At 38.9% G+C, this 24,024-nt stretch carries 20 protein-coding genes and 1 pseudogene; all 21 read left to right on the forward strand.

The window, feature by feature from the left end; genetic code table 11:
• The first annotated feature begins 49 nt into the window (after window positions 1-49).
• The 21 genes and pseudogenes from dxr to asd all read left to right on the forward strand — a co-directional run bounded on the left by dxr (window position 50) and on the right by asd (window position 24,018).
• Window positions 50-1,192 (forward strand): 1-deoxy-D-xylulose-5-phosphate reductoisomerase, encoded by a 1,143-nt coding sequence (gene dxr / locus BTR25_RS01645; RefSeq protein ID WP_075685487.1) that lies wholly within the window; start codon window positions 50-52, stop codon window positions 1,190-1,192.
• Between the two features lie 80 nt (window positions 1,193-1,272).
• Window positions 1,273-2,535, forward strand: a complete 1,263-nt coding sequence (gene rseP, locus BTR25_RS01650) for an RIP metalloprotease RseP (RefSeq protein WP_075685488.1) — start codon at window positions 1,273-1,275, stop codon at window positions 2,533-2,535.
• 185 nt (window positions 2,536-2,720) lie between these two features.
• Complete coding sequence (locus BTR25_RS01655; protein ID WP_075685490.1) at window positions 2,721-7,043, forward strand: PolC-type DNA polymerase III; 4,323 nt, start codon at window positions 2,721-2,723, stop codon at window positions 7,041-7,043.
• 315 nt (window positions 7,044-7,358) lie between these two features.
• A complete protein-coding gene (gene rimP, locus BTR25_RS01660; RefSeq protein WP_075685492.1) occupies window positions 7,359-7,829 on the forward strand; it encodes a ribosome maturation factor RimP in 471 nt (156 codons plus the stop codon).
• 188 nt (window positions 7,830-8,017) lie between these two features.
• Window positions 8,018-9,139, forward strand: coding sequence for a transcription termination factor NusA (gene nusA / locus BTR25_RS01665; protein WP_075685494.1), 1,122 nt, complete (start codon window positions 8,018-8,020; stop codon window positions 9,137-9,139).
• Between the two features lie 16 nt (window positions 9,140-9,155).
• Window positions 9,156-9,440: an RNase P modulator RnpM gene (rnpM, locus tag BTR25_RS01670; protein ID WP_075685496.1), complete on the forward strand. Its 285-nt coding sequence runs from the start codon at window positions 9,156-9,158 to the stop codon at window positions 9,438-9,440.
• A complete protein-coding gene (locus tag BTR25_RS01675; RefSeq protein ID WP_075685498.1) occupies window positions 9,437-9,739 on the forward strand; it encodes a YlxQ family RNA-binding protein in 303 nt (100 codons plus the stop codon). The genes rnpM and BTR25_RS01675 overlap by 4 nt, the downstream gene beginning before the upstream one ends.
• A gap of 19 nt (window positions 9,740-9,758) precedes the next feature.
• Entirely contained in the window at window positions 9,759-12,044 is a 2,286-nt protein-coding gene (infB, locus tag BTR25_RS01680) for a translation initiation factor IF-2 (protein ID WP_075685500.1), read from the forward strand.
• On the forward strand, window positions 12,041-12,322 hold the full coding sequence (locus BTR25_RS01685; protein WP_075685502.1) for a DUF503 domain-containing protein: 282 nt from the start codon (window positions 12,041-12,043) through the stop codon (window positions 12,320-12,322). Before infB ends, BTR25_RS01685 begins: the two co-directional genes overlap by 4 nt.
• A gap of 17 nt (window positions 12,323-12,339) precedes the next feature.
• A complete protein-coding gene (gene rbfA / locus BTR25_RS01690; protein WP_075685504.1) occupies window positions 12,340-12,711 on the forward strand; it encodes a 30S ribosome-binding factor RbfA in 372 nt (123 codons plus the stop codon).
• 201 nt (window positions 12,712-12,912) lie between these two features.
• A complete protein-coding gene (truB, locus tag BTR25_RS01695) occupies window positions 12,913-13,836 on the forward strand; it encodes a tRNA pseudouridine(55) synthase TruB (RefSeq protein WP_075685506.1) in 924 nt (307 codons plus the stop codon).
• 30 nt (window positions 13,837-13,866) lie between these two features.
• Entirely contained in the window at window positions 13,867-14,820 is a 954-nt protein-coding gene (ribF, locus tag BTR25_RS01700; protein ID WP_075685508.1) for a bifunctional riboflavin kinase/FAD synthetase, read from the forward strand.
• A 146-nt stretch (window positions 14,821-14,966) separates the two neighbouring features.
• Entirely contained in the window at window positions 14,967-15,236 is a 270-nt protein-coding gene (rpsO, locus tag BTR25_RS01705) for a 30S ribosomal protein S15 (RefSeq protein ID WP_075685510.1), read from the forward strand.
• Between the two features lie 251 nt (window positions 15,237-15,487).
• Complete coding sequence (pnp, locus tag BTR25_RS01710; protein WP_075685512.1) at window positions 15,488-17,605, forward strand: polyribonucleotide nucleotidyltransferase; 2,118 nt, start codon at window positions 15,488-15,490, stop codon at window positions 17,603-17,605.
• 189 nt (window positions 17,606-17,794) lie between these two features.
• Window positions 17,795-18,742: a polysaccharide deacetylase family protein gene (locus BTR25_RS01715; protein ID WP_075685514.1), complete on the forward strand. Its 948-nt coding sequence runs from the start codon at window positions 17,795-17,797 to the stop codon at window positions 18,740-18,742.
• Between the two features lie 24 nt (window positions 18,743-18,766).
• Complete coding sequence (locus BTR25_RS01720) at window positions 18,767-20,005, forward strand: M16 family metallopeptidase (RefSeq protein WP_075685516.1); 1,239 nt, start codon at window positions 18,767-18,769, stop codon at window positions 20,003-20,005.
• Between the two features lie 116 nt (window positions 20,006-20,121).
• Window positions 20,122-20,454 (forward strand): annotated as a pseudogene (locus tag BTR25_RS01725) (transposase); the annotation flags it as partial.
• 401 nt (window positions 20,455-20,855) lie between these two features.
• A complete protein-coding gene (locus BTR25_RS01730; protein ID WP_075685520.1) occupies window positions 20,856-21,101 on the forward strand; it encodes a YlmC/YmxH family sporulation protein in 246 nt (81 codons plus the stop codon).
• A gap of 169 nt (window positions 21,102-21,270) precedes the next feature.
• The gene (gene dpaA / locus BTR25_RS01735) at window positions 21,271-22,173 is read left to right on the forward strand and encodes a dipicolinic acid synthetase subunit A (protein ID WP_075685522.1); all 903 of its coding nucleotides are present in this window, start codon (window positions 21,271-21,273) and stop codon (window positions 22,171-22,173) included.
• The gene (gene dpaB / locus BTR25_RS01740) at window positions 22,170-22,769 is read left to right on the forward strand and encodes a dipicolinate synthase subunit B (protein ID WP_075685524.1); all 600 of its coding nucleotides are present in this window, start codon (window positions 22,170-22,172) and stop codon (window positions 22,767-22,769) included. The genes dpaA and dpaB overlap by 4 nt, the downstream gene beginning before the upstream one ends.
• A gap of 190 nt (window positions 22,770-22,959) precedes the next feature.
• Window positions 22,960-24,018 carry an aspartate-semialdehyde dehydrogenase gene (asd, locus tag BTR25_RS01745; RefSeq protein ID WP_075685526.1) on the forward strand — a complete coding sequence of 353 codons (1,059 nt, stop codon included), beginning with the start codon at window positions 22,960-22,962 and terminating at the stop codon, window positions 24,016-24,018.
• Window positions 24,019-24,024 lie beyond the last annotated feature (6 nt).

Consider the following 24,024-nt stretch of genomic DNA (forward strand, 5'->3'; position numbering starts at 1 on the left):
GCTAGCTGGTAGATAGATACACCGTGTTTTATAGGAGATGAGGAAAACTTTGAAAAATATTAGTATTTTGGGAGCAACAGGTTCAATTGGCACCCAAACATTAGATATACTTAGAGAACATCCTGAAGAGTTTAAACTAGTAGCGATGTCTGTGGGAAGAAACTTAGAGTTAGCTAGAAAAATGATAAATGAATTTAAACCAGAGCTCGTTTCGGTCCAAGATCATAAAGACTGTCAGTCATTAAAAGCAGAATACCCTAATACAAAGTTCACTTTTGGTCTTGAAGGGTTAGTTGAGACGGCGGTATATGATAAGGCTGAGATCCTGGTGAATGCCGTTCTCGGAAGCGTTGGGTTAAAGCCCACCTTACAGGCCATTGAAAGTGGAAAGATTATTGCCATTGCAAATAAGGAAACACTTGTTACGGCTGGTCACTTGGTGATGGAAGCAGCAAAGAAAAATGGTGTCACCCTGCTGCCTGTTGATAGTGAACATTCCGCTATATTTCAGTGCTTACAAGGCGAAAACGATAAAACGATTGACAGATTGATTTTAACTGCATCAGGCGGCAGTTTTCGAGACCGCACTCGTGCGGACCTTGAAACGGTTACTGTAAAAGAGGCGTTGAACCATCCTAATTGGTCTATGGGAGCGAAAATAACCATTGACTCAGCAACAATGATGAACAAGGGCTTAGAGGTCATAGAGGCCCATTGGCTTTTTAATATGCCATATGAAAAGATAGATGTCATCCTCCATAAAGAGAGTATAATACACTCAATGGTAGAATTTCATGACAGCAGTATTATTGCCCAACTAGGAACCCCTGACATGAGAGTGCCAATTCAATATGCACTATCCTACCCTGACCGTTTGCCACTAAATTCCTCTAATAGATTGGATCTTGCGAAAATCGGGAAATTGCATTTTCAAGAAATGGATCTAGATCGCTTTAGATGTCTTCAGCTAGCCTTTGAGGCAGGAAAAAAGGGAGGAACCATGCCGACTGTTCTAAATGCTGCAAATGAAGTGGCAGTATCGGCTTTTCTAAAAGGAAAAATTCGTTTCTTACAGATCGAAGACTTAATTGAAAAAGCACTTAGTGAGCATCAATCAATTGATAATCCAAGCTTATCAATTATTCAAGAGGTTGATAGTGAGACAAGACAGTTTGTTCATTCACTTCTTTAAGAAATGAATAACTTCAGATTATCTAAAGCTGACAGTTATCCTTTTGTACTACTTATCCTGAAAAAAGGTGGTTTTATTTTTTGAGTACAGTTATTGCCTTCATAGTAATCTTTGGTGCACTAGTCTTTTTCCATGAATTAGGCCATTTGATCTTTGCAAAAAGAGCAGGTATTTTGTGCAGAGAGTTTGCAATCGGATTTGGACCTAAGGTATTTTCGCATAAAAAGGGAGAAACAATATACACCATCAGATTATTACCGATTGGTGGGTTTGTCCGTATGGCAGGTGAAGACCCAGAAGTGGTTGAATTAAAACCTGGCTATCGGGTTGGTCTTTTATTTGATAAAGAAAATAAAGTGGATAAAATCATCTTGAATAATAAGGAAAAATATCCACATTGTCGAATAATTGAAGTAGAACATGCTGACCTTGAACATAAACTTGTTATCAAAGGCTATCCTGAAGATGAAGAAGATAGTATAAAGGCATTTCCGATCAGTCAAACTGCTGTAACTGTTGAAAATGGTGTTGAAACGCAAATAGCACCTTATAATCGCCAGTTTAATTCAAAGAGCTTACCAAAAAGAGCAATGGCTATTTTTGCTGGTCCAATGATGAACTTTATCCTTGCATTCTTTGTATTTATCGTCATCGCTCTCCTGCAAGGAGTTCCAACTAACGAACCAAAATTGGGAGAAATAACGGCTGATGGTGCTGCCAATGCAGCCGGTTTATTAAAGGGCGATATTGTTCAAACAATTAATGATGCTGAAATCTCAAGTTGGTCTGATGTAGTAGAAATTATTCGTAAAAACCCGAATGAAAATCTTGATTTCCTTATTAGTCGAGATGGTGTAGAACAGGAAATTAAGGTGACGCCAAAGGAACAAACGATTGAGGGAGAAACGATTGGTATTATTGGCGTTTATAGCCCGGTAGAAAAATCTCCTGTAAAAGCAGTTTCAGCAGGTTTTACAGAAACATATTTCTGGACGAAACAAATATTTGTCATGCTCGGCACTCTAATCAGCGGACAATTTTCCATTGATATGCTTTCCGGTCCAGTAGGTATTTATGTTTCTACTGATACTGTTGTCCAATCAGGAATTTACTATGTGATGAAATGGGCAGCTATTTTAAGTATAAACCTCGGCATTATGAATCTTCTTCCACTTCCAGCGCTAGATGGCGGCCGTTTAATGTTCTTTGCAGTTGAAGCGGTAAGAGGAAAGCCAGTTGACCGTCATAAAGAAGGTCTAGTTCACTTTATCGGCTTTGCACTGTTAATGCTGCTCATGCTTGTCGTAACTTGGAATGACATACAAAGATTCTTCCTTGACTAGAATAAAGCTTATACCTCTCGTTAATCTTACGGGGGGTATTTTTACTTGCTTGCAGATAGAATCGTTAAATAAAAACTGGATGAAGTTTTCTGTCGAATTTAGCCGATTGATATTGTAACATATGATATAATTACACTTTGAATAGAAACGAATAAAGAGATCATATATAGATGGGAGAGGGATTGATGAGCGATCATGCCGAAGGCAAAAAAGAGCGATTCTTACTCTTGCTCCAGCAGCTAGACTTACAAGAGGATGCTGTAGTAACTCATTTTTCAAATGCACAAATTGAAAGATTCCTTGTTGAAAAAAAGGCAAGGAAATGGCATTTTCAATTCCTATTAGAAAAAATACTTCCTTTTAGTGTTTATCTTCGATTTACAACACAACTAGAAAGAAAATTTTCGAATATCGCAAGTATTTCCTATGATTTTCAAGTTAACAATCCAAGCTTCCAACCAGAGTTGCTTCTTGAGTATTGGAGCCATTCTATCCAACAAATTGATGGCATTGCACCCCCGCTTTTAAAGCTTCTTAATGAACAGCTTCCTGTTGTAAGCGGAAATAAGTTAACCATTTCGGTTCGTAACGATACCGAGGGCTTGGCACTTAAACGAAAATACTCTTCAATTATCACTGGTGTCTACCAAAACTTTGGCTTTCCTAGCTTAGTAATTGATACTGAATTAAATAGTATCGAAAAGAACGATGAGTACCAGCAGTTTATGCTTGCCAAACAGAAAGAAGATCAGGAACGCGGGTTAATGGCGATGGCTGAGCTGCAGAAAAAGGAAGCTGAAAAGGATTCAGCAGGTGCTGTACCAGAGGGACCGCTTACGATTGGCCTAACGATTAAGGATGACCAAGATTTCCGTAACATGATTGATATTCTTGACGAAGAAAGACGAGTTACGGTTGAGGGATATATCTTTAGTGCTGAAACAAGAGAATTAAGAAGCGGACGTACATTATTAACCTTTAAGGTAACGGACTACACTAGCTCCATTATGGTAAAGATGTTTTCGAGAGATAAAGAAGATGCAGCACTCTATCAGCTGGTTAAAAAAGGTATGTGGGTAAAAGTACGAGGAAGTATTCAAAACGACACCTTTGTGCGTGATTTAGTCATGATTGGAAATGATATCAATGAAATAAAGCCAGAGGGTCGTAAGGATACCGCACCTGAAGACGAAAAGCGCGTTGAACTTCATCTTCACACACCTATGAGCCAAATGGACGCAGTAACGCCAGTAGCCACTCTTATCTCCCAGGCAAAGAAGTGGGGACATAAAGCGATTGCTGTTACAGATCATGCAGGTGCCCAATCCTTCCCAGAGGCATTCGGTGCGGGAAAGAAAAATGGGATTAAGATTTTGTATGGTGTTGAAGTAAATTTAGTAGATGATGGGGTTCCTATCACATACAATGACGCTCACCGTTTAATTGCAAACGATACTTTCGTTGTTTTTGACGTTGAAACGACTGGACTGTCAGCTGTCTACGATACAATTATTGAATTAGCAGCTGTTAAGATTAGGGATGGAGAAATCATTGACCGTTTCGAATCCTTTGCCAACCCACATCACAGGCTGTCAGCTACAACGATTAACCTAACTGGTATAACGGATGAGATGGTCCAAAATGCACCTGAAGTGGACGATGTATTAAAAAGGTTTTATGAATGGACAGAGGATGCGGTACTAGTAGCACATAATGCTTCCTTTGATATGGGGTTCTTAAATGTTGGCTACAAAAAAATTGGAGTAGGGAAGGCTAAAAACCCAGTTATAGATACACTTGAACTAGGAAGATTTCTCTATCCAGAGTTGAAAAATCACCGATTAAATTCGTTGGCGAAAAAGTTTGATATTGAACTCACACAGCACCACAGAGCGATCTATGATGCTGAAGCCACTGGCTATCTGTTATTAAAAATGCTTAAGGATGCCCTTGAAAAGGGGATTGAGTACCATGATCAATTTAACGATAACATGGGTAAGGGAAATGCATATCAAAGGGCACGCCCCTATCATTGCACACTTCTTGCTCAAACAGAGGCAGGACTTAAAAATCTGTTTAAATTAGTGTCGATTTCACATATCGAATATTTCTATCGGGTACCTAGATTACCGAGATCGGTTCTGCAAAAATATCGGGAAGGTATTCTAGTAGGCTCTGCTTGTAATAAGGGTGAAGTATTCGAGGGGATGATGCAGAAATCACCAGAGGAAGTCGAAAATGCTGCGCGATTCTATGATTATCTTGAGGTTATGCCAAAGGCAGTAAATGCCCCGTTACTAGAAATGGAACTTGTTCGGGACGAAAAGGCACTTGAAGATATCATTGGAAACATTGTAAAGCTCGGCGATAAGCTTGGTCTTCCAGTCGTAGCAACAGGAAATGTCCATTACTTGAATGAAAATGACAAAATTTATCGAAAAATATTGGTTAACTCACAAGGTGGGGCCAATCCTTTAAATCGTCATCAGCTTCCTGATGTTCAATTCAGGACAACCAATGAAATGCTAGATGCCTTCTCATTCCTAGGAAAAGAAAAGGCTAAGGAAATTGTTGTTACAAATACGAATAAGATTGCTGATTTGATTGATGATATCAAACCGATCAAAGATGATTTGTATACACCAAAAATTGAAGGCGCTGAAGAAGAAATGCGTGAAATGAGCTATTCGATGGCTCGGAGCATTTACGGGGAAACCTTGCCTGAAATTGTTGAGGCACGCCTTGAAAAAGAATTAAAGAGTATTATTGGACACGGATTTGCGGTTATCTACTTAATTTCTCATAAGCTCGTAAAAAAATCTTTAGATGATGGTTATCTAGTAGGGTCCCGTGGATCAGTCGGTTCTTCTTTAGTTGCAACGATGACAGAAATTACAGAAGTAAATCCACTGCCGCCGCATTATGTCTGTCCAAGTTGTAAGCATTCAGAGTTTTTTAACGACGGTTCGGTCGGTTCAGGGTTTGATCTACCTGACAAAGATTGCCCGCACTGCGGCGGGAAATACCGCAAAGACGGTCATGATATTCCCTTCGAAACATTCCTTGGCTTCAAGGGGGATAAGGTCCCAGATATCGATTTGAATTTCTCTGGTGAATATCAACCGCGGGCGCATAACTATACTAAAGCTTTGTTTGGGGAAGAATATGTATACCGTGCTGGAACGATTGGAACTGTGGCCGATAAGACTGCTTTTGGTTACGTAAAGGCGTATCAGCAGGACAACAATCTTCAAATCCGCGGTGCAGAAATAGAGCGGCTTGCGTCTGGATGTACTGGGGTAAAAAGAACAACTGGTCAGCACCCAGGCGGCATTATCGTTATTCCGGATTATATGGATGTATATGACTTTACACCGATTCAATTTCCAGCAGATGACCGAAACTCTGAGTGGAAGACAACACATTTTGACTTCCATTCTATTCATGATAACGTCCTTAAGCTTGATATTCTCGGGCACGACGATCCGACCGTAATCAGAATGCTTCAGGATTTAAGTGGGATTGATCCAAAGACTATTCCAACTGATGATCCTGAAGTTATGAAGATATTTAGTGGAACGGAATCACTAGGTGTTACGGAGCAGCAAATTATGTGTAAAACAGGGACACTTGGGATTCCTGAGTTTGGTACACGTTTTGTTCGTCAAATGCTCGAAGATACAAAACCAACGACTTTTTCAGAATTAGTTCAAATCTCTGGTTTATCCCATGGTACGGATGTTTGGCTTGGAAATGCCCAAGAACTCATTCACAACCAAACCTGTAATCTTAGTGAGGTTATCGGCTGTCGTGATGATATCATGGTCTACCTGATTTATCAGGGACTAGAACCATCCTTTGCATTCAAAATCATGGAATCAGTCCGTAAAGGGAAAGGACTGAGTGAAGATATGGAAGCGGAGATGCGAAAAAATGAAGTGCCTGAATGGTACATTGATTCTTGTAAAAAAATAAAGTATATGTTCCCGAAGGCGCACGCTGCTGCATATGTACTAATGGCAGTAAGGATTGCCTATTTTAAAGTGCATTTGCCGCTGTTATATTATGCTGCGTATTTTACCGTTCGTGCAGATGATTTTGATATTGAAGCGATGGCAAGAGGTTCAGAAGCAATCCGGGCAAAAATTGAAGAAATTAATGCAAAAGGACTAGAAGCTTCAAACAAAGAGAAAAACCTGCTAACTGTATTAGAACTTTCACTAGAAATGTCTGAAAGGGGATTCTCCTTCAAAAATATCGATTTGTATAAATCGGATGCTTCGGAATTTATTATAGAGGGAAACTCACTCATACCACCATTTAACTCAATTCCTGGTCTGGGAACCAACGTTGCCTATAATATTGTTAAGGCGAGAGAAAATGGAGAGTTCTTATCAAAAGAAGATCTTCAGCAACGAGGCAAAGTTTCAAAAACCATCCTTGAGTATCTAGATAAACAAGGCTCCCTTGGTGCAATGCCAGAACAAAATCAGCTTTCTCTTTTCTAATATTTTGTGACATCGAGCTACAGCGCCTAGGGGCTCGGGACATAAGCCAATCGCTTCGGAAGGCAAAGAACGCCTTCTGTCAGCGCTCGTCTTATGTCGGTCGCCCCTGACCAAGGCGCTTCCGCTTTTCCGTTTGCATATAAATATTGGTTATGTTATAGTTTTATTGGAAATACTAAGAAATACTCTCGTGTTCAAGAGTGGGGAAACCCGCTCTTTCGTTTTTGTATAAGGTTTTTTTGCAGAGATATTTATAAAACTTTCCGTGAAATACGTATAATATGGGTGAGTAATTGCGGTAAAGGAGGTTAAAACATGAGCAAAGTAACGGAAGTAATAGAAGAGCTAGCTCAACCAATCATTCAAGAACTAGGACTTGAATTGGTTGAAATCGAGTATGTGAAAGAAGGAAAAAGCTGGTTCCTGCGCGTATATATTGATAAAGATAATGGTGTTGATATAGAGGATTGCGGAATTGTTAGTGAGCGATTAAGTGAAAAACTCGATGAAATTGATCCAATAACCCATAATTATTTTCTTGAAGTTTCCTCCCCTGGAGCAGAGCGTCCCTTAAAAAAAGCTAGAGATTTTGAAAAGGCAGTAGGTAAAAATGTGTTTGTTAAAACATATGAGCCGATTGATGGTGAAAAAAGCTTCGAGGGAAAATTACTTGAATACAACGGTGATGCTTTAATAGTAGAAGTGAAAATTAAAACACGTAAGAAATCGGTAGAGATACCTTTTGAAAAAGTAGCAAATGCAAGACTAGCTGTCATTTTTTCATAAATGAAACTTCCATTAGTGGTGGCTTTATCCATTGCTAATGGTTAGTTGAATTAATCGGGCTTTTACGGGCAGTTTATCCTCCTTTTATTCTGCTTTGATTTCATCTTAGTCTTGAAGTGATGGTGTTATTGCCCGTTAATGCGGGATAAAAATAGATAATTTAATTATAGTTAGGGGGATACAATCAAATGAGCAGCGAATTATTAGATGCTCTTATTATACTAGAAAGAGAAAAAGGCATTTCAAGGGAAGTATTAATTGATGCAATTGAAGCAGCACTTGTTTCGGCATATCGACGTAACTTTAACCAAGCCCAGAATGTGCGGATTGATCTAAACCTGAAAACAGGATCAATGCGAGTATTTGCAAGGAAAGAAGTAGTTGATCAAGTCTTTGACCCACGTCTTGAAATTTCTCTAGAAGATGCTAGACAAATCAATCCAAACTATTCTGTAGAAGATGTGGTTGAGATGGAAGTGACACCAAAGGACTTTGGTAGAATTGCTGCTCAAACCGCCAAACAGGTAGTTACACAACGTGTAAGAGAAGCTGAAAGAGGCATTATCTATTCAGAATTTATTGATCGCGAAGAAGATATTATGACTGGTATCGTTCAAAGACTGGATTCTAAATTTATTTACGTAAGCCTTGGTAAAATAGAAGCATTACTACCAGTAAATGAACAAATTCCGAATGAACGTTACAAGCCGCATGATCGAATTAAGGTATTTATCACAAAAGTAGAAAAAACAACGAAGGGTCCTCAAATCTTTGTTTCACGAACACATCCTGGACTATTAAAGCGTTTATTCGAAATTGAAGTACCTGAGATCTATGATGGAACAGTTGAAATTAAATCTGTTGCCCGTGAAGCTGGTGACCGTTCTAAAATCTCTGTACACTCAGAGAATAATGAAGTGGATCCAGTTGGATCATGTGTAGGTCCAAAAGGGACAAGGGTACAAGCGGTCGTAAATGAGTTAAAAGGTGAAAAGGTTGACATCGTTAAATGGTCAGACGATCCAGTCGTTTTTGTTGCTAACTCTTTAAGTCCATCTAAGGTTTTAGATGTTATGGTCAATGAAGCAGACAAGGCAACTACGGTAGTGGTACCTGACTATCAACTGTCACTGGCAATTGGTAAGCGGGGACAAAATGCTCGGCTCGCGGCTAAACTAACCGGCTGGAAAATCGATATCAAAGCAGAAGCTGAGGCTCGCGAATTGGGAATCTATCCTCGTGAAGAAATGATCAGGCTTTTTGATAACCACGATGATCTAGACTTAAATGTAGAAGATGAAATGGAATAGTGTGAGGTGAATGATCGTGAACAATCGTAAAAAAGTTCCTATGCGCAAATGTGTGGCAACCGGTGAAATGAAGCCGAAAAAAGAACTAGTTCGCATCGTTCGCTCCAAAGAAGGGGAAGTATCTATCGACTTAACAGGTAAAAAGTCTGGTAGAGGTGCATACCTTTCAAAGGACAAGGAAGCTGTACAATTAGCCAAGAAGAAAAATATCTTATCTAACCATTTAGAGGTTTCAATAAGTGAAGGTCTGTACGAAGAACTTATAGAGCTTATAGAGAAAGAGAACAGGCAGTCCATATGAAGGAGAATCAATGGATGTCATTGCTTGGCTTGGCCAATCGAGCACGAAAAATTATATCAGGTGAGGAGCTTTCCGTGAAGGAAATACGGAACGGTAAAGCAAAGCTCATTTTATTGTCAGCAGATGCATCTGCAAATACGACCAAAAAAATTACAGATAAATGTAAATCATATGAAGTTCCATATAAATTAGTGGAAGACCGTTACCTTCTTGGCCGAGCGATAGGCAAAGAAGCCCGCGTTGTTGTAGCTGTATTAGATGATGGATTTGCAAAAAAACTGGTATCGTTGCTCGATTAATTCTAGCGGGGGTGAAATAATGAGTAAAATACGTGTTTATGAATATGCAAAGAAATATAATATTTCAAGTAAGGACGTTATAACAAAATTAAAAGAAATGAACATAGAGGTTTCAAATCATATGGCAACAATAGAAGATGCAGCAGTTGGAAAGCTTGACGCAACTTTCAAGAAAAAAGAAAGTAATAACCAGCAAACACAGAACAAAACACAGCAGGATAACCGTCAGAACCAAAGGCCTAACCCTAACAAACCACAACAAGTCCAAAAGCCACAAGTTCAGCCAAAGACAAGTCCAAAGGCCTTTGAAGATGATGATGCGAAAAATAATACACCTAGCAAGGTGAAAGTGGTTTCTCCTCCAAAAAAGGTAGAAGGTAAAAAGCAAAGCCAGGAATTCCAATCAAAAGAAAATAAAGTATTCAGTGCTGGAAAAGGAAATAAAAAACCTTTTAATAATAATAACCAAAATCGTAATAATAATAACAATCGGAAAAAGAATTATACTCCGGTTCAACCAGTACAACCACAGGTTAAGAAAGTTAAAGAACTTCCTGCAAAAATCACCTTTAGTGAAAGTTTAACTGTTGCTGAGCTAGCTAAAAAGCTTTATCGTGAACCGTCAGAAATCATCAAGAAGCTCTTTATGCTAGGTGTAATGGCAACAATCAATCAAGCATTAGATAAAGATGCGATTGAATTGATTGCAAATGAGTACGGTGTCGAGGTTGAAGAAGAAATAAAAATTGATGCAACAGACCTTGAGGTTTACTTTACTGAAGATACATCAGAGGACCTCGTTGAAAGACCGTCTGTTGTTACGATTATGGGGCACGTTGACCATGGTAAAACAACCCTATTGGATTCTATTCGTAACACAAAGGTAACCGAAGGAGAAGCGGGCGGAATTACCCAGCATATCGGTGCGTATCAGGTTGTTGAAAATGGTAAGAAAATTACCTTCCTAGATACACCAGGACACGCTGCCTTTACAACGATGCGTGCACGTGGTGCAAGAATTACGGATATAACTATCTTAGTTGTAGCAGCAGATGATGGTGTAATGCCTCAAACAGTTGAAGCGATTAACCATGCAAAGGCTGCCGAAGTACCAATTATTGTCGCTGTTAATAAAATGGATAAGGAAGCTGCAAATGCTGACCGTGTTATGCAGGAGCTTACCGAGCATGGATTAGTAGCAGAAGCATGGGGTGGAGATACCATCTTTGTACCACTATCTGCTATAACTGGAGAAGGAATTGATCAACTGCTAGAAATGATTCTCCTTGTAGGTGAAGTAGAAGAGTGGAAAGCTAATCCAAATAGAAATGCAGTTGGAACTGTTATTGAAGCACAGCTAGATAAAGGCCGAGGATCAGTTGCTACTTTGCTTGTTCAAAATGGTACATTAAAAATTGGTGACCCGATTGTTGTTGGGAACACCTATGGCCGTGTTCGTGCCATGGTAAATGATTTAGGACGCCGAGTAAAAGAGGCAGGACCTTCCACACCAGTAGAAATTACAGGTCTAAGTGATGTTCCTCAAGCAGGTGACCGCTTCGTAGTGTTTGATGATGAAAAAACGGCACGTCAAGTTGGTGAAGCACGTGCACAGCAGGCTTTGGTTGCACAACGTGGTGAAAAGTCAATTGTAAGCCTTGAAACGTTATTTGATCAATTGAAGCAAGGTGAAATGAAGGATCTTAACATTATCTTAAAAGCTGATGTTCAAGGTTCTGCAGAGGCAGTTGCTGCCTCCCTTCAAAAAATAGATGTTGAAGGTGTCAATATCAAAATCATTCATAGTGGTGCAGGTGCAATCAATGAGTCGGACATCACACTTGCTGCTGCCTCGAATGCGATTGTAATTGGTTTTAACGTACGTCCAGATGTTAATGCTAAGCGTGCCGCAGAAGCTGAAAAGGTTGATGTGCGTTTACACCGTATCATATATAAAGTAATTGAAGAGATTGAGGCAGCGATGAAGGGGATGCTCGACCCTGAATTCCAAGAAAAGATTATTGGTCAGGCAGAAATTCGCCAAACCTTTAAGGTTTCAAAGGTTGGAACCATTGCAGGTTCTTACGTTACCGAAGGAAAAATTACTCGTGATAGCGGAATTCGTTTAATCCGTAATGGTGTTGTCGTTTATGAAGGACAAATCGATGCCTTAAAACGCTTTAAAGACGATGCGAAAGAAGTAGCCAAAGGTTATGAGTGCGGTGTCACAATTAAGAACTTCAATGATGTAAAAGAAGGAGATATTATTGAAGCATTTGTAATGGAAGAAATAGAGCGTACATGATCGTTGGCGTAGCCGAGTGTGAATGTATCATTTATGATGCCAATTCATTAAAAGAGAAACGTGCAGTTTTGCAGCGTATTTTGGTGCGGTTAAAACAGAGATTTAACGTATCCGTTTCTGAGGTTGATTATCAGGATGTATGGCAACGTACGAAAATCGCTATTGCTGTTGTAACTTCTTCTAAGGTTTCAACCGAGCAGGAGCTTCAGAATGCACTCAAGTTAATTGACTCGTTTCCAGAGATAGAAAGAACGATCACCGATATTGAATGGCTTTAAATTAAGAGGTGAATGTTATGAGCCACAGAGCAAATCGTGTAGGAGAACAAATGAAAAAGGAACTTAGTGACATCATTGGCCGTAAAATTAAAGATCCCCGGATCGGCTTTGTAACAGTCACGGATGTTCAAGTAACAGGAGACCTACAGCAAGCAAAGGTTTTCATTTCTGTACTAGGCGATGAAGAACAAAAAGAGAACACCTTAAAAGGTCTGGCAAAGGCGAAAGGCTTTATCAGAACTGAAATCGGGAATCGAATCCGTTTGCGAAAAACACCTGAAATTCAGTTTGAATGGGATGACGCAATGGAATACGGAAATCGAATCAATTCTCTTCTTCATCAATTACATGGTGATGAAAAACCAATGGAAAATCGCGAAGAAGAATAATTAGGATAGACAATTGTCTATCCTTTTTTTTGAATTGGCTGTGTTAAAGTGCCTGTTGATTTGCGCTCCCGGTGCTTCGCTTACCGCAGGAGGTTCGGCGAGCCCGATTCTGCGCTAAAGCGCCTGCGGGGTCTCACCTGCTACAATCAAACTGACCTCTAACACAGTAACGAATGAAAACCTTATATCGGAGGGATTGGTATGGAAGGTATTTTACCTTTATATAAACCTGCCGGACTGACATCACATGATTGTGTATTCAGATTGCGCAAGATACTAAAAACAAAAAAAGTAGGGCACACTGGCACACTTGACCCAGATGTCACAGGTGTTCTTCCTATATGTATTGGCAGAGCCACAAAGATTGCAGAATACATAACAGATGCAGGAAAAACGTATGAAGGTGAAGTAACCATCGGTTTTTCTACTACAACAGAGGATGCTTCAGGAGATGTCGTTGATAAGAAGGTTATTGAAGGTGTGCTTCAAAGAACAGCTATAGTAAAGGTTCTTAAGTCCCTAACAGGAGTGATTGAACAGACGCCTCCAATGTATTCCGCTGTAAAGGTAGGAGGAACCCGCCTTTATGAATATGCTCGTAAAGGTATTGAGGTAGAAAGGCCAACTAGAAAGGTTACAATCTACTCAATCGATCTACTTGATGACCGAGAAGAATTTTCAGGTGAAACCATATCATTTCGGTTTAGAGTGAGCTGCTCAAAGGGTACATATATAAGAACTCTCGCCGTAATGATTGGAGAGATCCTTGGTTATCCTGCACATATGTCTCATTTAATTAGAGTTCAATCAGCGGCCATTTCATTAGAAGACTGCTTAACATTTGAGGAAATTGAGGATTTAATGGATAAAGGGGCGATCTCATCGGTCTTAAAGCCTTTGGAAACCGCACTATCTCATTTGCCGAAATACGTAATAAATGATAAAGTAGCAGAGAAAGTGAAAAATGGCGCGCTTTTGCAGATACCAGAAAATTTAAAATATATCAACGGACCTATTATCGCTGAAACAATTGAAGGCCAGGCAATCGCCATTTATGCGGTTCATCCAGCGAAGCCTGACCTGCTTAAACCTGTTAAAGTGTTAAGAAATAATCAAGAACTATAAAGGTACGGTATAGAGAAAAGGTGAGTTTCCTTGGAAGTAAAGAAGCTTTATTTTCCACTTAACTTGAATAATATTGAACTTCCGCCGCTTTCTATGGCGCTCGGTTATTTTGATGGTGTCCATCTTGGACATCAGAAGGTTATACTTGAGGCAAAACAACAAGCAGCACAGGGAGAGATCAAGTCTGCTGTGATGACCTTTGACCCACATCCATCTGTTATTTTGGGCAAGACTGACCAGCATGTCCAGTATATAACTCCTTTAGAAGAGAAAATAAAATTGATTGAACAGCTGGGGATTGATTATCTTTTCATTGTTCAATTTACACCAGAGTTTGCTAATCTCCTACCACAGGAGTTTATTGATCAATTTATTATCGAATTGAATGTGAAACATGTTGTGGCAGGATTTGATTTTTCATATGGCAGGATGGGGAAGGGAACAATGGAAACATTGCCATTCCATTCTAGAGGACAATTTACATATTCTGTTGTGGAGAAATTTACTTCAGATAATGAAAAGGTAAGTTCTACACGGATTAGGAAGTACCTCAAAGAGGGAAGAACAGGTGAACTTCCTCACTTGCTTGGGAGATTCTACACTACTGCTGGCACGGTCATTCATGGGGATAAACGAGGCAGGACCATTGGCTTCCCAACGGCAAATTGTGAAATAAATGAAGAGTATATTGTCCCTCCAGTAGGTGTCTATGCCGTCAGGACCCTGGTAAATGAAACCTGGTACCATGGGGTATGTAATGTTGGATATAAACCAACTTTTAATGAAAATGGAGCAAAACTTTCTGTCGAAGTCCATTTATTTGATTTTGACCAAGATATCTACGGTAAAAATTTACAAGTAGAATGGCGTATCTTCTTAAGAAAAGAACAAAAGTTTTCAGGAATCTCCGAATTGGTATCTCAAATCAACACAGACAAACAAAATGCCATAAACTACTTTAACAAACCACAAAATTTTGAATAAAGAGTAGTTCCTTCATGAATTGACTTGCTTTTTGTCTTAAAAAGTTGTATTCTTATTTACGTATTAAAAATAACCTTTGCTTGGCAAGTCGAGTCACCGACGCTTGCTCGGTAACAGGGGATAGTATATTTTAGGAGGTGAATAGGATGGCAATCACTCAAGAACGTAAAAATGAACTTATCAATGAGTATAAGACTCATGAAAACGATACTGGATCTGCAGAGGTTCAAATCGCTGTCCTTACTGAATCAATCAACAATTTGAATGAGCACTTACGTACTCATAAGAAGGACCACCACTCACGTCGAGGTCTGTTGAAAATGGTTGGTAAGCGTCGTAATCTTTTAACTTACTTACGTAATACAGATGTTCAACGTTACCGTGTATTAATCACAAAACTTGGTCTTCGTCGATAATCAAAACAAGCGGGAATTTTCCCGCTTTTTTGTTAGGTTAAAAAACAAAAAACATTCATACTTAGTATAGTTTTTTCTGAGATAAAAAATTATTATACATATTTTAAGTCACGATAATTTGTGCATACTATAGGTATATTTGTTTTAAATAAAGTAAGCCTTTATTGGCTTTTTCTATATTAGATGATATGGGCGAATGACTTATCGTAAGCTCATCCTCTAAAGTATGTTAGATAGAGAGGGGTAACATAATGGAACAAACAAAACATGAGTATTCCATGGAATGGGCAGGTCGAAAACTGACTGTTGAAACCGGCCAGCTTGCAAAACAAGCGAATGGCGCAGTAATGGTCCGCTATGGTGATACTGCCGTATTGAGTACAGCTACAGCTTCGAAAGAACCAAAAAATCTAGACTTTTTCCCATTAACTGTTAACTATGAAGAAAGACTATATGCAGTAGGGAAAATTCCCGGAGGTTTTATTAAAAGAGAAGGACGTCCTAGTGAAAAGGCTATTTTAGCCAGCCGTCTTATTGACCGTCCAATCCGCCCGCTGTTTGCTGATGGTTTCCGTAATGATGTACAAGTTATCAGCATTGTTATGAGTGTAGACCAAGACTGTTCTTCTGAAATGGCAGCGATGTTTGGATCGTCTTTAGCCCTTAGTACATCAGATATTCCTTTCGAAGGTCCTATTGCTGGTGTTGTAGTGGGGCGTGTTGACGGAAACTTCGTTATCAATCCAACCGTTGAGCAAGCTGAAATGAGCGATATTAACCTAGTAGTCGCTGGAACAAAAGATGCGATTAATATGGTTGAAGCGGGAGCAGATGAGGTTTCTGAGGAAGTTATGCTTGAGGCAATTATGTTTGGTCATAACGAGATTATTCGCCTAATTGACTTCCAGGAAAAGATTGTGGCTGAAGTTGGAAAGGCAAAAAGGGATATTTCATTATACGAACTTGACCAGCAGCTTGAAGCTGAAGTAAGAGAAATATGCGAAGAGAATATGGTTAAGGCGATCCAAGTTCAAGAAAAACATGCCCGTGAAGATGCCATTAAAGAAGTAAAGAATCAAGTTATTGCTAAGTATCAAGAACAAGAAGCAACAGAAGATGATATGAAACAAGTAAAGCAGATTCTAGATAAGATTGTAAAAGGTGAAGTTCGACGCCTAATTACGGTTGAAAAGGTTCGTCCTGATGGCCGTAAAATTGACGAAATTCGTCCATTATCATCACAGATTGGTTTGCTTCCTCGTACACATGGATCTGGATTGTTTACACGTGGACAAACTCAAGCATTGAGCATTTGTACTCTTGGTGCAATGGGAGACGTACAAATTCTTGATGGATTAGGAATCGAAGAAGAAAAACGTTTCATGCATCATTACAATTTTCCACTGTTTAGTGTAGGTGAAACAGGGCCTATTAGAGGACCTGGCCGCCGTGAAATAGGACATGGTGCACTTGGTGAACGTGCCCTAGAACCGATTATTCCAACTGAAAAGGATTTCCCATACACCATCCGCCTAGTATCTGAGGTACTTGAATCAAATGGTTCGACTTCTCAGGCAAGTATTTGTGCAAGTACGTTAGCCATGATGGATGCGGGTGTGCCAATTAAAGCACCAGTAGCAGGTATTGCAATGGGACTTGTTAAATCCGGTGAACACTATACTGTATTATCTGATATCCAAGGGATGGAAGACCATCTAGGAGATATGGATTTTAAGGTAGCGGGTACCGCAAAGGGTGTAACAGCCTTACAAATGGATATCAAAATTGAAGGTCTTTCTCGTGAAATCCTAGAAGAAGCACTCCAACAAGCAAAGGTTGGCAGAATGCACATTTTAGGATCTATGCTTGCGACCATTTCTGAACCGAAAACTGAGCTTTCTCAATTTGCTCCGAAGATTTTAACGATGAAGATTAACCCAGATAAGATTCGTGATGTCATCGGCCCAAGCGGTAAACAAATCAATAAAATTATTGAGGAAACAGGCGTTAAAATTGATATCGAACAAGATGGAACTGTCTTTATTGCATCTACTAACCAAGAGATGAACCTAAAGGCAAAGAAAATAATTGAAGATATCGTCCGTGAAGTTGAAGTAGGGCAAATGTATCTAGGTAAGGTTAAACGTATTGAAAAATTCGGAGCTTTTGTAGAAATCTTTGCTGGTAAAGACGGACTTGTCCATATTTCTGAATTAGCAGAAGAGCGAGTTGGAAAAGTGGAGGATGTCATTGCGATTGGCGATGAATTACTAGTAAAAGTTACTGAAATTGATAAACAAGGCCGCGTTAACCTTTCACGTAAGGCCATATTAAAAGAACAACGTGAAAAGGCTGAGCAAAAGCAATAATCTTTTTCAGTTTTGACACAATATGGCAGGTCAGGGGTAACCCTGACCTTTTCCGTGTATGGATACCTTTTCAATTCAACAGGTTAATAAATTACTTTTGACTATCTAGCTCCAGCGCCTAAGTGCTTCCTCTTTTAGTTCTACCTTGTCCCTTGAGTACATATATTTTGTATCAAGGGGGCAAGGTAAATGAAAAAGTTTGGGATAATGGCATTTTTAGTAATGGCCATATTGTTTGCAGTAAACAATCCGCTTGTAAATACGTATCTAATTTCTTTGAAGGAAACTGCCCTTCCGGCGGGAAAACAGACAGATCCTCTTTATCAGACAATCGTGAAAAGTGCTTCTACATATGAAATAAAAGCATCAGATGCGAAAATAGATCCTGTATGGAAAGCAATACCAGGATATAACGGGTTAACTGTTGATCTGGATGCATCTTATAAAAAAATGAAAAAAACTGGTATTTTTGATGAAAGTAAATTAGTTTTTAAACAGACTGCACCAAATGTACACCTTAATGATTTACCGTCATCTCCAATTTATAAAGGGCACCCTGATAAACCAATGGTTACCTTTATTATAAATGTTGCCTGGGGTAATGAATATTTGTCAGATATACTTGCAACCCTAAAGAAGAATCAAGTATATGCAAGTTTTTTTCTCGAAGGAAATTGGGTGAAAAAAAACCCTGAATTGGCTAAAATGATAGTCAGTGCAGGGCATGAGGTTGGAAATCATTCCTATTCACATCCTGATATGAGCAGATTAACTGCAGGGCAGGCTAGAGAACAAATCGTAAAAACGAATGAAGTAATTGAAGCTGCTACGGGTAAGAAAAGTATTTGGTTTGGACCGCCAAGTGGAAGTTACCGAGAAGAGACAGTTAAAATCGCTGCTGAATTAGACATGAAGACAGTGTTGTGGACCGTGGACACGGTTGATTGGAGAAAACCAACACCAGATACATTAATTAACCGTGTCATTTCCAAGATAGATAATGGCTCCATGGTACTCATGCACCCAACAGAATCAACGGTTAAGTCATTGGATCGATTAATTGCACTTATTAAAGAAAAAAACTTAAAAATCGGTATCCTAACCGATCTGATGAGTGAAGATAGAATCATAAAATAAATGTAGAAGATCCGGAGGAGTTCGATGATTAATAAACATACATGCAAAAACGGAGTAAGAATCGTACTAGAAAATATTCCTACAGTTAGATCTGTAGCGATCGGTGTATGGATTGGAACAGGATCGAGAAATGAAATTCCTCAAACAAATGGTGTTTCTCATTTTTTAGAGCATATGTTTTTTAAAGGGACTGCTACGCGCTCAGCGAAAGAAATCGCTGAGTCTTTTGACAGTATTGGCGGTCAGGTAAATGCTTTTACATCAAAGGAATATACCTGTTACTATGCAAAGGTATTGGATACGCATTCACAATTTGCTTTGGATGTTTTAGCAGATATGTTTTTTAATTCGACTTTTGTGGAAGAAGAATTAAAGAAGGAAAAGAATGTTGTCCTAGAAGAGATCAAGATGTATGAAGATACGCCGGACGATATCGTTCATGATTTACTCAGTCGTGCTGTTTATGGTGATCATCCACTTGGCTATCCCATTTTAGGTACTGAGGAAACATTAAATACCTTTACAGGAGAAACACTTAAGGAATATATGAACCAAAGATATACACCGGACAATGTTGTTATTTCAGTTGCTGGAAATATCTCCGATAGTTTCATTCTTGAAGTTGAAAAGTATTTTGGTGCTTATGAGGGTGGAAATGATACTAGTGAAATCCCAGTTCCTGTGTTTCAATCTAATAGAATATCTAGGAAAAAGGAAACTGAACAAGCCCATCTTTGTATTGGGTTTGAAGGTTTAAAGGTTGGGCATGAGGATGTATATAGCCTAATTATTTTAAATAATGTTTTAGGCGGCAGCATGAGCAGCCGGTTATTTCAGGAGGTTCGTGAACAAAGGGGCTTGGCCTATTCTGTCTTTTCATACCATTCTGCCTACCAGGATAATGGAATTGTAACGGTCTATGGAGGTACTGGTGCAAAACAACTTGATGTGTTGTATGAAACCATTCGAGAAACACTAGATAAGTTAAAACAAGAAGGAATTACTGATAAAGAATTGACCAATAGTAAAGAACAATTAAAAGGCAGCTTAATGTTGAGTTTAGAAAGCACGAACAGCAGGATGAGCAGAAATGGCAAAAACGAGCTTCTTTTAAAACGCCATCGTTCACTTGATGAAATCATTGAACAAATTGATTTAGTTACAAAGCAAAGTGTGGATGGAATGTCTAGATCGATCTTTACCGATAAATATTCTGTGTCATTGATTAGTCCAGATGGTGAATTTCCAAAAAGCTTAAAATAAGAAAAAACAGTTCGAGTTTCGAACTGTTTTTTCATTCTGTTGATAAAGTCTTTTATCAATGGACAAATTATGGGGAATTTTATAAAATCTCCTCGAAATGATTTATTTAGAGGGGGTGTAAGGGGTGCTCATTCTTGAAAAATCCAGAAGAAGATCGAACCCTTCGTGTATCGATTCACCAAGACGTATACGACAAGATTCGAGAACAACGCCTATCGTTTCGTGGTAAAATACTCCGTTCCGTCAGACCTGCAACCGTAGAATTAAGTTTCGCCCATAGTAAAGAACTCCACGGTTTGCGCTATGCGAATTACCGTGGAGCCAAAAAAGTTGAAACCCAAGTTTTGATGACGGCCATCATTCAAAACTTGAAAAAGTGGGTCAAGCTCTGTTCATTACAGAAAATTGGCCTACACCTCACATATAAAATTATAGATGATTCAATATAGCAATTCAAAAAAAAGGCTCTTTTCTAACTGATTGTTGCTTTTACCAATATTCAAAGCGCAGAGTGGATTGTAGCGAAAGGCGCTTGACTCCTGCGGGATATAGAGGAAAAGTCGAGACCCCACAGACGCGAAGCGTCGAGGAGGCTCGACTTCCTCCCCGCGGAAAGCAAGCGCCTGTAGCGAAAAGAAACGGTCCATGTTTATTTCCAATAACAACATTCTATAAGAAAAGAGCCAAAAAAAAAGAGGAAATCTAACTGAAAATTCACAAAGATTTCCTTGACTAAATAGTTTTTCAACAATAAAAAAACAGTTCGAGTTTCGAACTGTTTTTTTATTTATTCTAAATTGGCTTGGATATCGATAATATATAGAAAAGGGGTTGGAGGGAGGCTATAAAGATGAGACTGAGTGAATTAAGCGGTAAGGAGATTGTTGATGTAAAAAAGGCTGAACGACTAGGTGTTCTTGGACAAACCGACCTTGAAATTAACCCAAGTACAGGACAAATTCAAGCATTATTAATCCCTTCTATAAAATGGTTTGGTTTTAGGAAACAAAATGAAGAAATAAGGGTGCCGTGGCAGCATATAAAAAAAGTTGGCACCGATATGATTATTATCGATGTTCCTTCTGAAGAGGAATAAAACCTGGTATAAATATCTTAGATGTCCAAGCAAAAAAAAATTTGCTTGGGCTTTTTTTATTATTAATCTGAGGAAAACTCACCGATTGAACATTACTTACATAAGATGTTGAAGTGATACAATACAAGACTTCCTGAATGGATTTATTGAAAAGAAGGTGAATGATTTCATGCTGACAGGAATGCAGATAGCCGTTATTGGTGGAGATGCAAGACAGCTGGAAATTATCCGGAAGTTGACCGAGTTGGATGCCAGATTATCTCTTATTGGCTTCGAACAGCTTGACCATGCCTTCACAGGCGCTGTTAAGGAGAAGTTAGATGAAGTCGATTTTTCGAATATGGATGCACTGATCTTGCCGGTTCCCGGTACAAATTTAGAGGGACTAGTAGAAACAATCTTTTCAAACGAAAAGGTAGTGTTAACGGAAGAAAAGCTAATTAAAACACCGGAACATTGTACGGTTTATTCCGGTATCAGTAATTCCTATTTAAATGAGATAACAAAAAATGCGAAGCGTAAACTCGTTCAACTTTTTGAAAGAGATGATGTAGCTATTTATAATTCCATCCCGACAGTAGAAGGTACCATTATGATGGCCATCCAACATACAGATTTCACGATTCATGGATCAAACATTACTGTCTTAGGCTTAGGAAGAGTGGGAATGAGTGTTTCTAGAACCTTCCAGGCACTTGGAGCAAAAGTAAAGGTTGGTGCTAGAAAAAGTGAACATTTAGCTAGGATTACTGAAATGGGGTTAACACCGTTTCACTTGAATGAAATCGAAAAGGAAGTACGAGATACAGATATTTTGATTAATACGATCCCTCTGTTAATTGTAAGTGCCTCTGTGATTTCTAAGTTGCCAACTCATACTTTAATCATTGACCTTGCCTCGAAGCCTGGTGGTACAGATTTTAGATATGCAGAAAAAAGGGGAATCAAAGCCCTTTTAGCTCCGGGGTTACCAGGCATTGTCGCGCCAAAAACGGCTGGTCAAATTCTAGCTAATATTCTGGCTCAATTGCTTCAAGATGATTTCGGAAATCGAAAGGGGAATACAAAATGAGCTTAAAAGGGAAAAAAATTGGCTTTGGCTTAACGGGGTCCCATTGTACGTATGATGAGGTATTTCCAGAAATAGAGAAACTAGTTCTAGCAGGAGCAGAAGTAATACCAGTTGTTTCTTATACAGTAAAAAACACAGATACACGCTTTGGAAAGGGCGAAGATTGGATTTCAAGAATTGAAGACCTTACTGGTAATAAGGCAATCGATTCTATTGTAAAGGCTGAACCTTTAGGACCTAAAATGCCGTTAGACTGTATGGTGATTGCTCCATTAACAGGTGTGTCAATGAGTAAATTTGCTAATGCTATGAATGATAGCCCCGTGTTAATGGCTGCCAAAGCAACACTAAGAAATTTAAAACCGGTCGTACTTGGAATATCTACGAATGATGCACTAGGGTTGAATGGGATAAATTTAATGAGGTTAATGGCAACGAAAAATATTTTCTTTATTCCATACGGCCAAGATGATCCAGTAAAAAAGCCAAATTCAATGGTAGCGAGAATGACCTTGCTAAAAGAAACGGTTGAATCAGCAATTGATGGTAAACAAATTCAGCCAGTTTTAGTAGAAAAGTATAGGGATCTGACCTAATTTCTTCTCCTTTCATCAAATAGGTTACTTTCTTACTGAGGAAATATGTTAGAATATTAATAATTATTTTACCGGTGGGGATCATCACCCCCACTGGAAATGATTATGATTGATGTGCCTTTTCTGATTTTTTCCGAAGAACAGAAATGACCAATAAATTTTATTGTTAGATTGAAGGGAGTAACAAGAAATGAGTCCACAAACTGGTTTTCATGTAGCTGTAGTCGGTGCAACAGGAGCTGTAGGTCAACAAATGATTAAAACTTTAGTTAATCAGAAGTTTCCTATTAGGGAATTATCTTTATTATCATCCGCGAGATCTGCTGGTAAAAAGGTAGAGGTAAATGGTAAGGAAATTACGATTCAAGAAGCAAAGCCTGAAAGTTTTGAAGGTGTTGATATTGCTTTGTTTAGTGCTGGAGGCAACATCTCATTAGAGTTAGCTCCTGAAGCTGTAAAACGTGGAGCAATTGTAGTGGATAATACCAGCGCCTTCCGTATGGATCAAGATAAACCGTTGGTCGTGCCGGAAGTAAATGAACAGGACTTACAGAACCACAATGGCATTATTGCTAATCCGAATTGTTCTACCATTCAAATGGTAGTCGCACTAGAACCTATTAGAAAAAAATATGGTTTAAAGAAAGTCATTGTATCCACTTATCAGGCGGTTTCAGGGGCAGGTGCTGTTGCAATTGATGAGTTGAATCAGCAAACTGAGGCACTTCTTGCCGGTAAAGAAATAGAGCCGAATATACTACCTGTAAAGGGCGACAAAAATCACTATCAAATCGCCTTCAATGCGATTCCACAAATTGATAAATTTCAGGAAAATGGATACACCTTTGAAGAAATGAAAATGATTAATGAGACTAAGAAAATCATGCACTTACCTGATTTACCAGTTTCTGCAACATGTGTTCGACTGCCGATTGCTGTAGGTCATTCTGAATCAGTTTATTTTGAAATTGAAGAAGATGGAGTAACCGCAAGTGAAATGAAAGAATTATTAAAGGATGCCCCAGGTGTTGTTTTACAGGATGACCCTGAAAATCAAGTGTACCCTATGCCTGCAAATTGTGTAGGAAGCAATGATGTCTTCGTGGGCAGAATTCGTAACGACATAGATGAAAGCCGCGGATTCCATATGTGGGTTGTGTCTGACAATTTACTTAAGGGTGCTGCATGGAATTCCGTACAAATTGCAGAAAGCTTAGTAAAGTTAGGTTTGATTAAAGAAAAACAATAAAGTTTC

The organism is Bacillus sp. MRMR6 (assembly GCF_001940785.1).
Taxonomy (GTDB): Bacteria; Bacillota; Bacilli; order Bacillales; family Cytobacillaceae; genus Neobacillus.

What these genes read in the sequence shown, in the direction of transcription:
- BTR25_RS01655 (WP_075685490.1), top strand. Translation starts at nt 2,721, where the DNA reads ATGAGCGATCATGCCGAAGGCAAAAAAGAGCGATTCTTACTCTTGCTC.
- rimP (WP_075685492.1), top strand. Translation starts at nt 7,359, where the DNA reads ATGAGCAAAGTAACGGAAGTAATAGAAGAGCTAGCTCAACCAATCATT.
- nusA (WP_075685494.1), top strand. Translation starts at nt 8,018, where the DNA reads ATGAGCAGCGAATTATTAGATGCTCTTATTATACTAGAAAGAGAAAAA.
- BTR25_RS01675 (WP_075685498.1), top strand. Translation starts at nt 9,437, where the DNA reads ATGAAGGAGAATCAATGGATGTCATTGCTTGGCTTGGCCAATCGAGCA.
- infB (WP_075685500.1), top strand. Translation starts at nt 9,759, where the DNA reads ATGAGTAAAATACGTGTTTATGAATATGCAAAGAAATATAATATTTCA.
- BTR25_RS01685 (WP_075685502.1), top strand. Translation starts at nt 12,041, where the DNA reads ATGATCGTTGGCGTAGCCGAGTGTGAATGTATCATTTATGATGCCAAT.
- rbfA (WP_075685504.1), top strand. Translation starts at nt 12,340, where the DNA reads ATGAGCCACAGAGCAAATCGTGTAGGAGAACAAATGAAAAAGGAACTT.
- truB (WP_075685506.1), top strand. Translation starts at nt 12,913, where the DNA reads ATGGAAGGTATTTTACCTTTATATAAACCTGCCGGACTGACATCACAT.
- rpsO (WP_075685510.1), top strand. Translation starts at nt 14,967, where the DNA reads ATGGCAATCACTCAAGAACGTAAAAATGAACTTATCAATGAGTATAAG.
- pnp (WP_075685512.1), top strand. Translation starts at nt 15,488, where the DNA reads ATGGAACAAACAAAACATGAGTATTCCATGGAATGGGCAGGTCGAAAA.
- BTR25_RS01715 (WP_075685514.1), top strand. Translation starts at nt 17,795, where the DNA reads ATGAAAAAGTTTGGGATAATGGCATTTTTAGTAATGGCCATATTGTTT.
- BTR25_RS01720 (WP_075685516.1), top strand. Translation starts at nt 18,767, where the DNA reads ATGATTAATAAACATACATGCAAAAACGGAGTAAGAATCGTACTAGAA.
- BTR25_RS01730 (WP_075685520.1), top strand. Translation starts at nt 20,856, where the DNA reads ATGAGACTGAGTGAATTAAGCGGTAAGGAGATTGTTGATGTAAAAAAG.
- dpaA (WP_075685522.1), top strand. Translation starts at nt 21,271, where the DNA reads ATGCTGACAGGAATGCAGATAGCCGTTATTGGTGGAGATGCAAGACAG.
- dpaB (WP_075685524.1), top strand. Translation starts at nt 22,170, where the DNA reads ATGAGCTTAAAAGGGAAAAAAATTGGCTTTGGCTTAACGGGGTCCCAT.
- asd (WP_075685526.1), top strand. Translation starts at nt 22,960, where the DNA reads ATGAGTCCACAAACTGGTTTTCATGTAGCTGTAGTCGGTGCAACAGGA.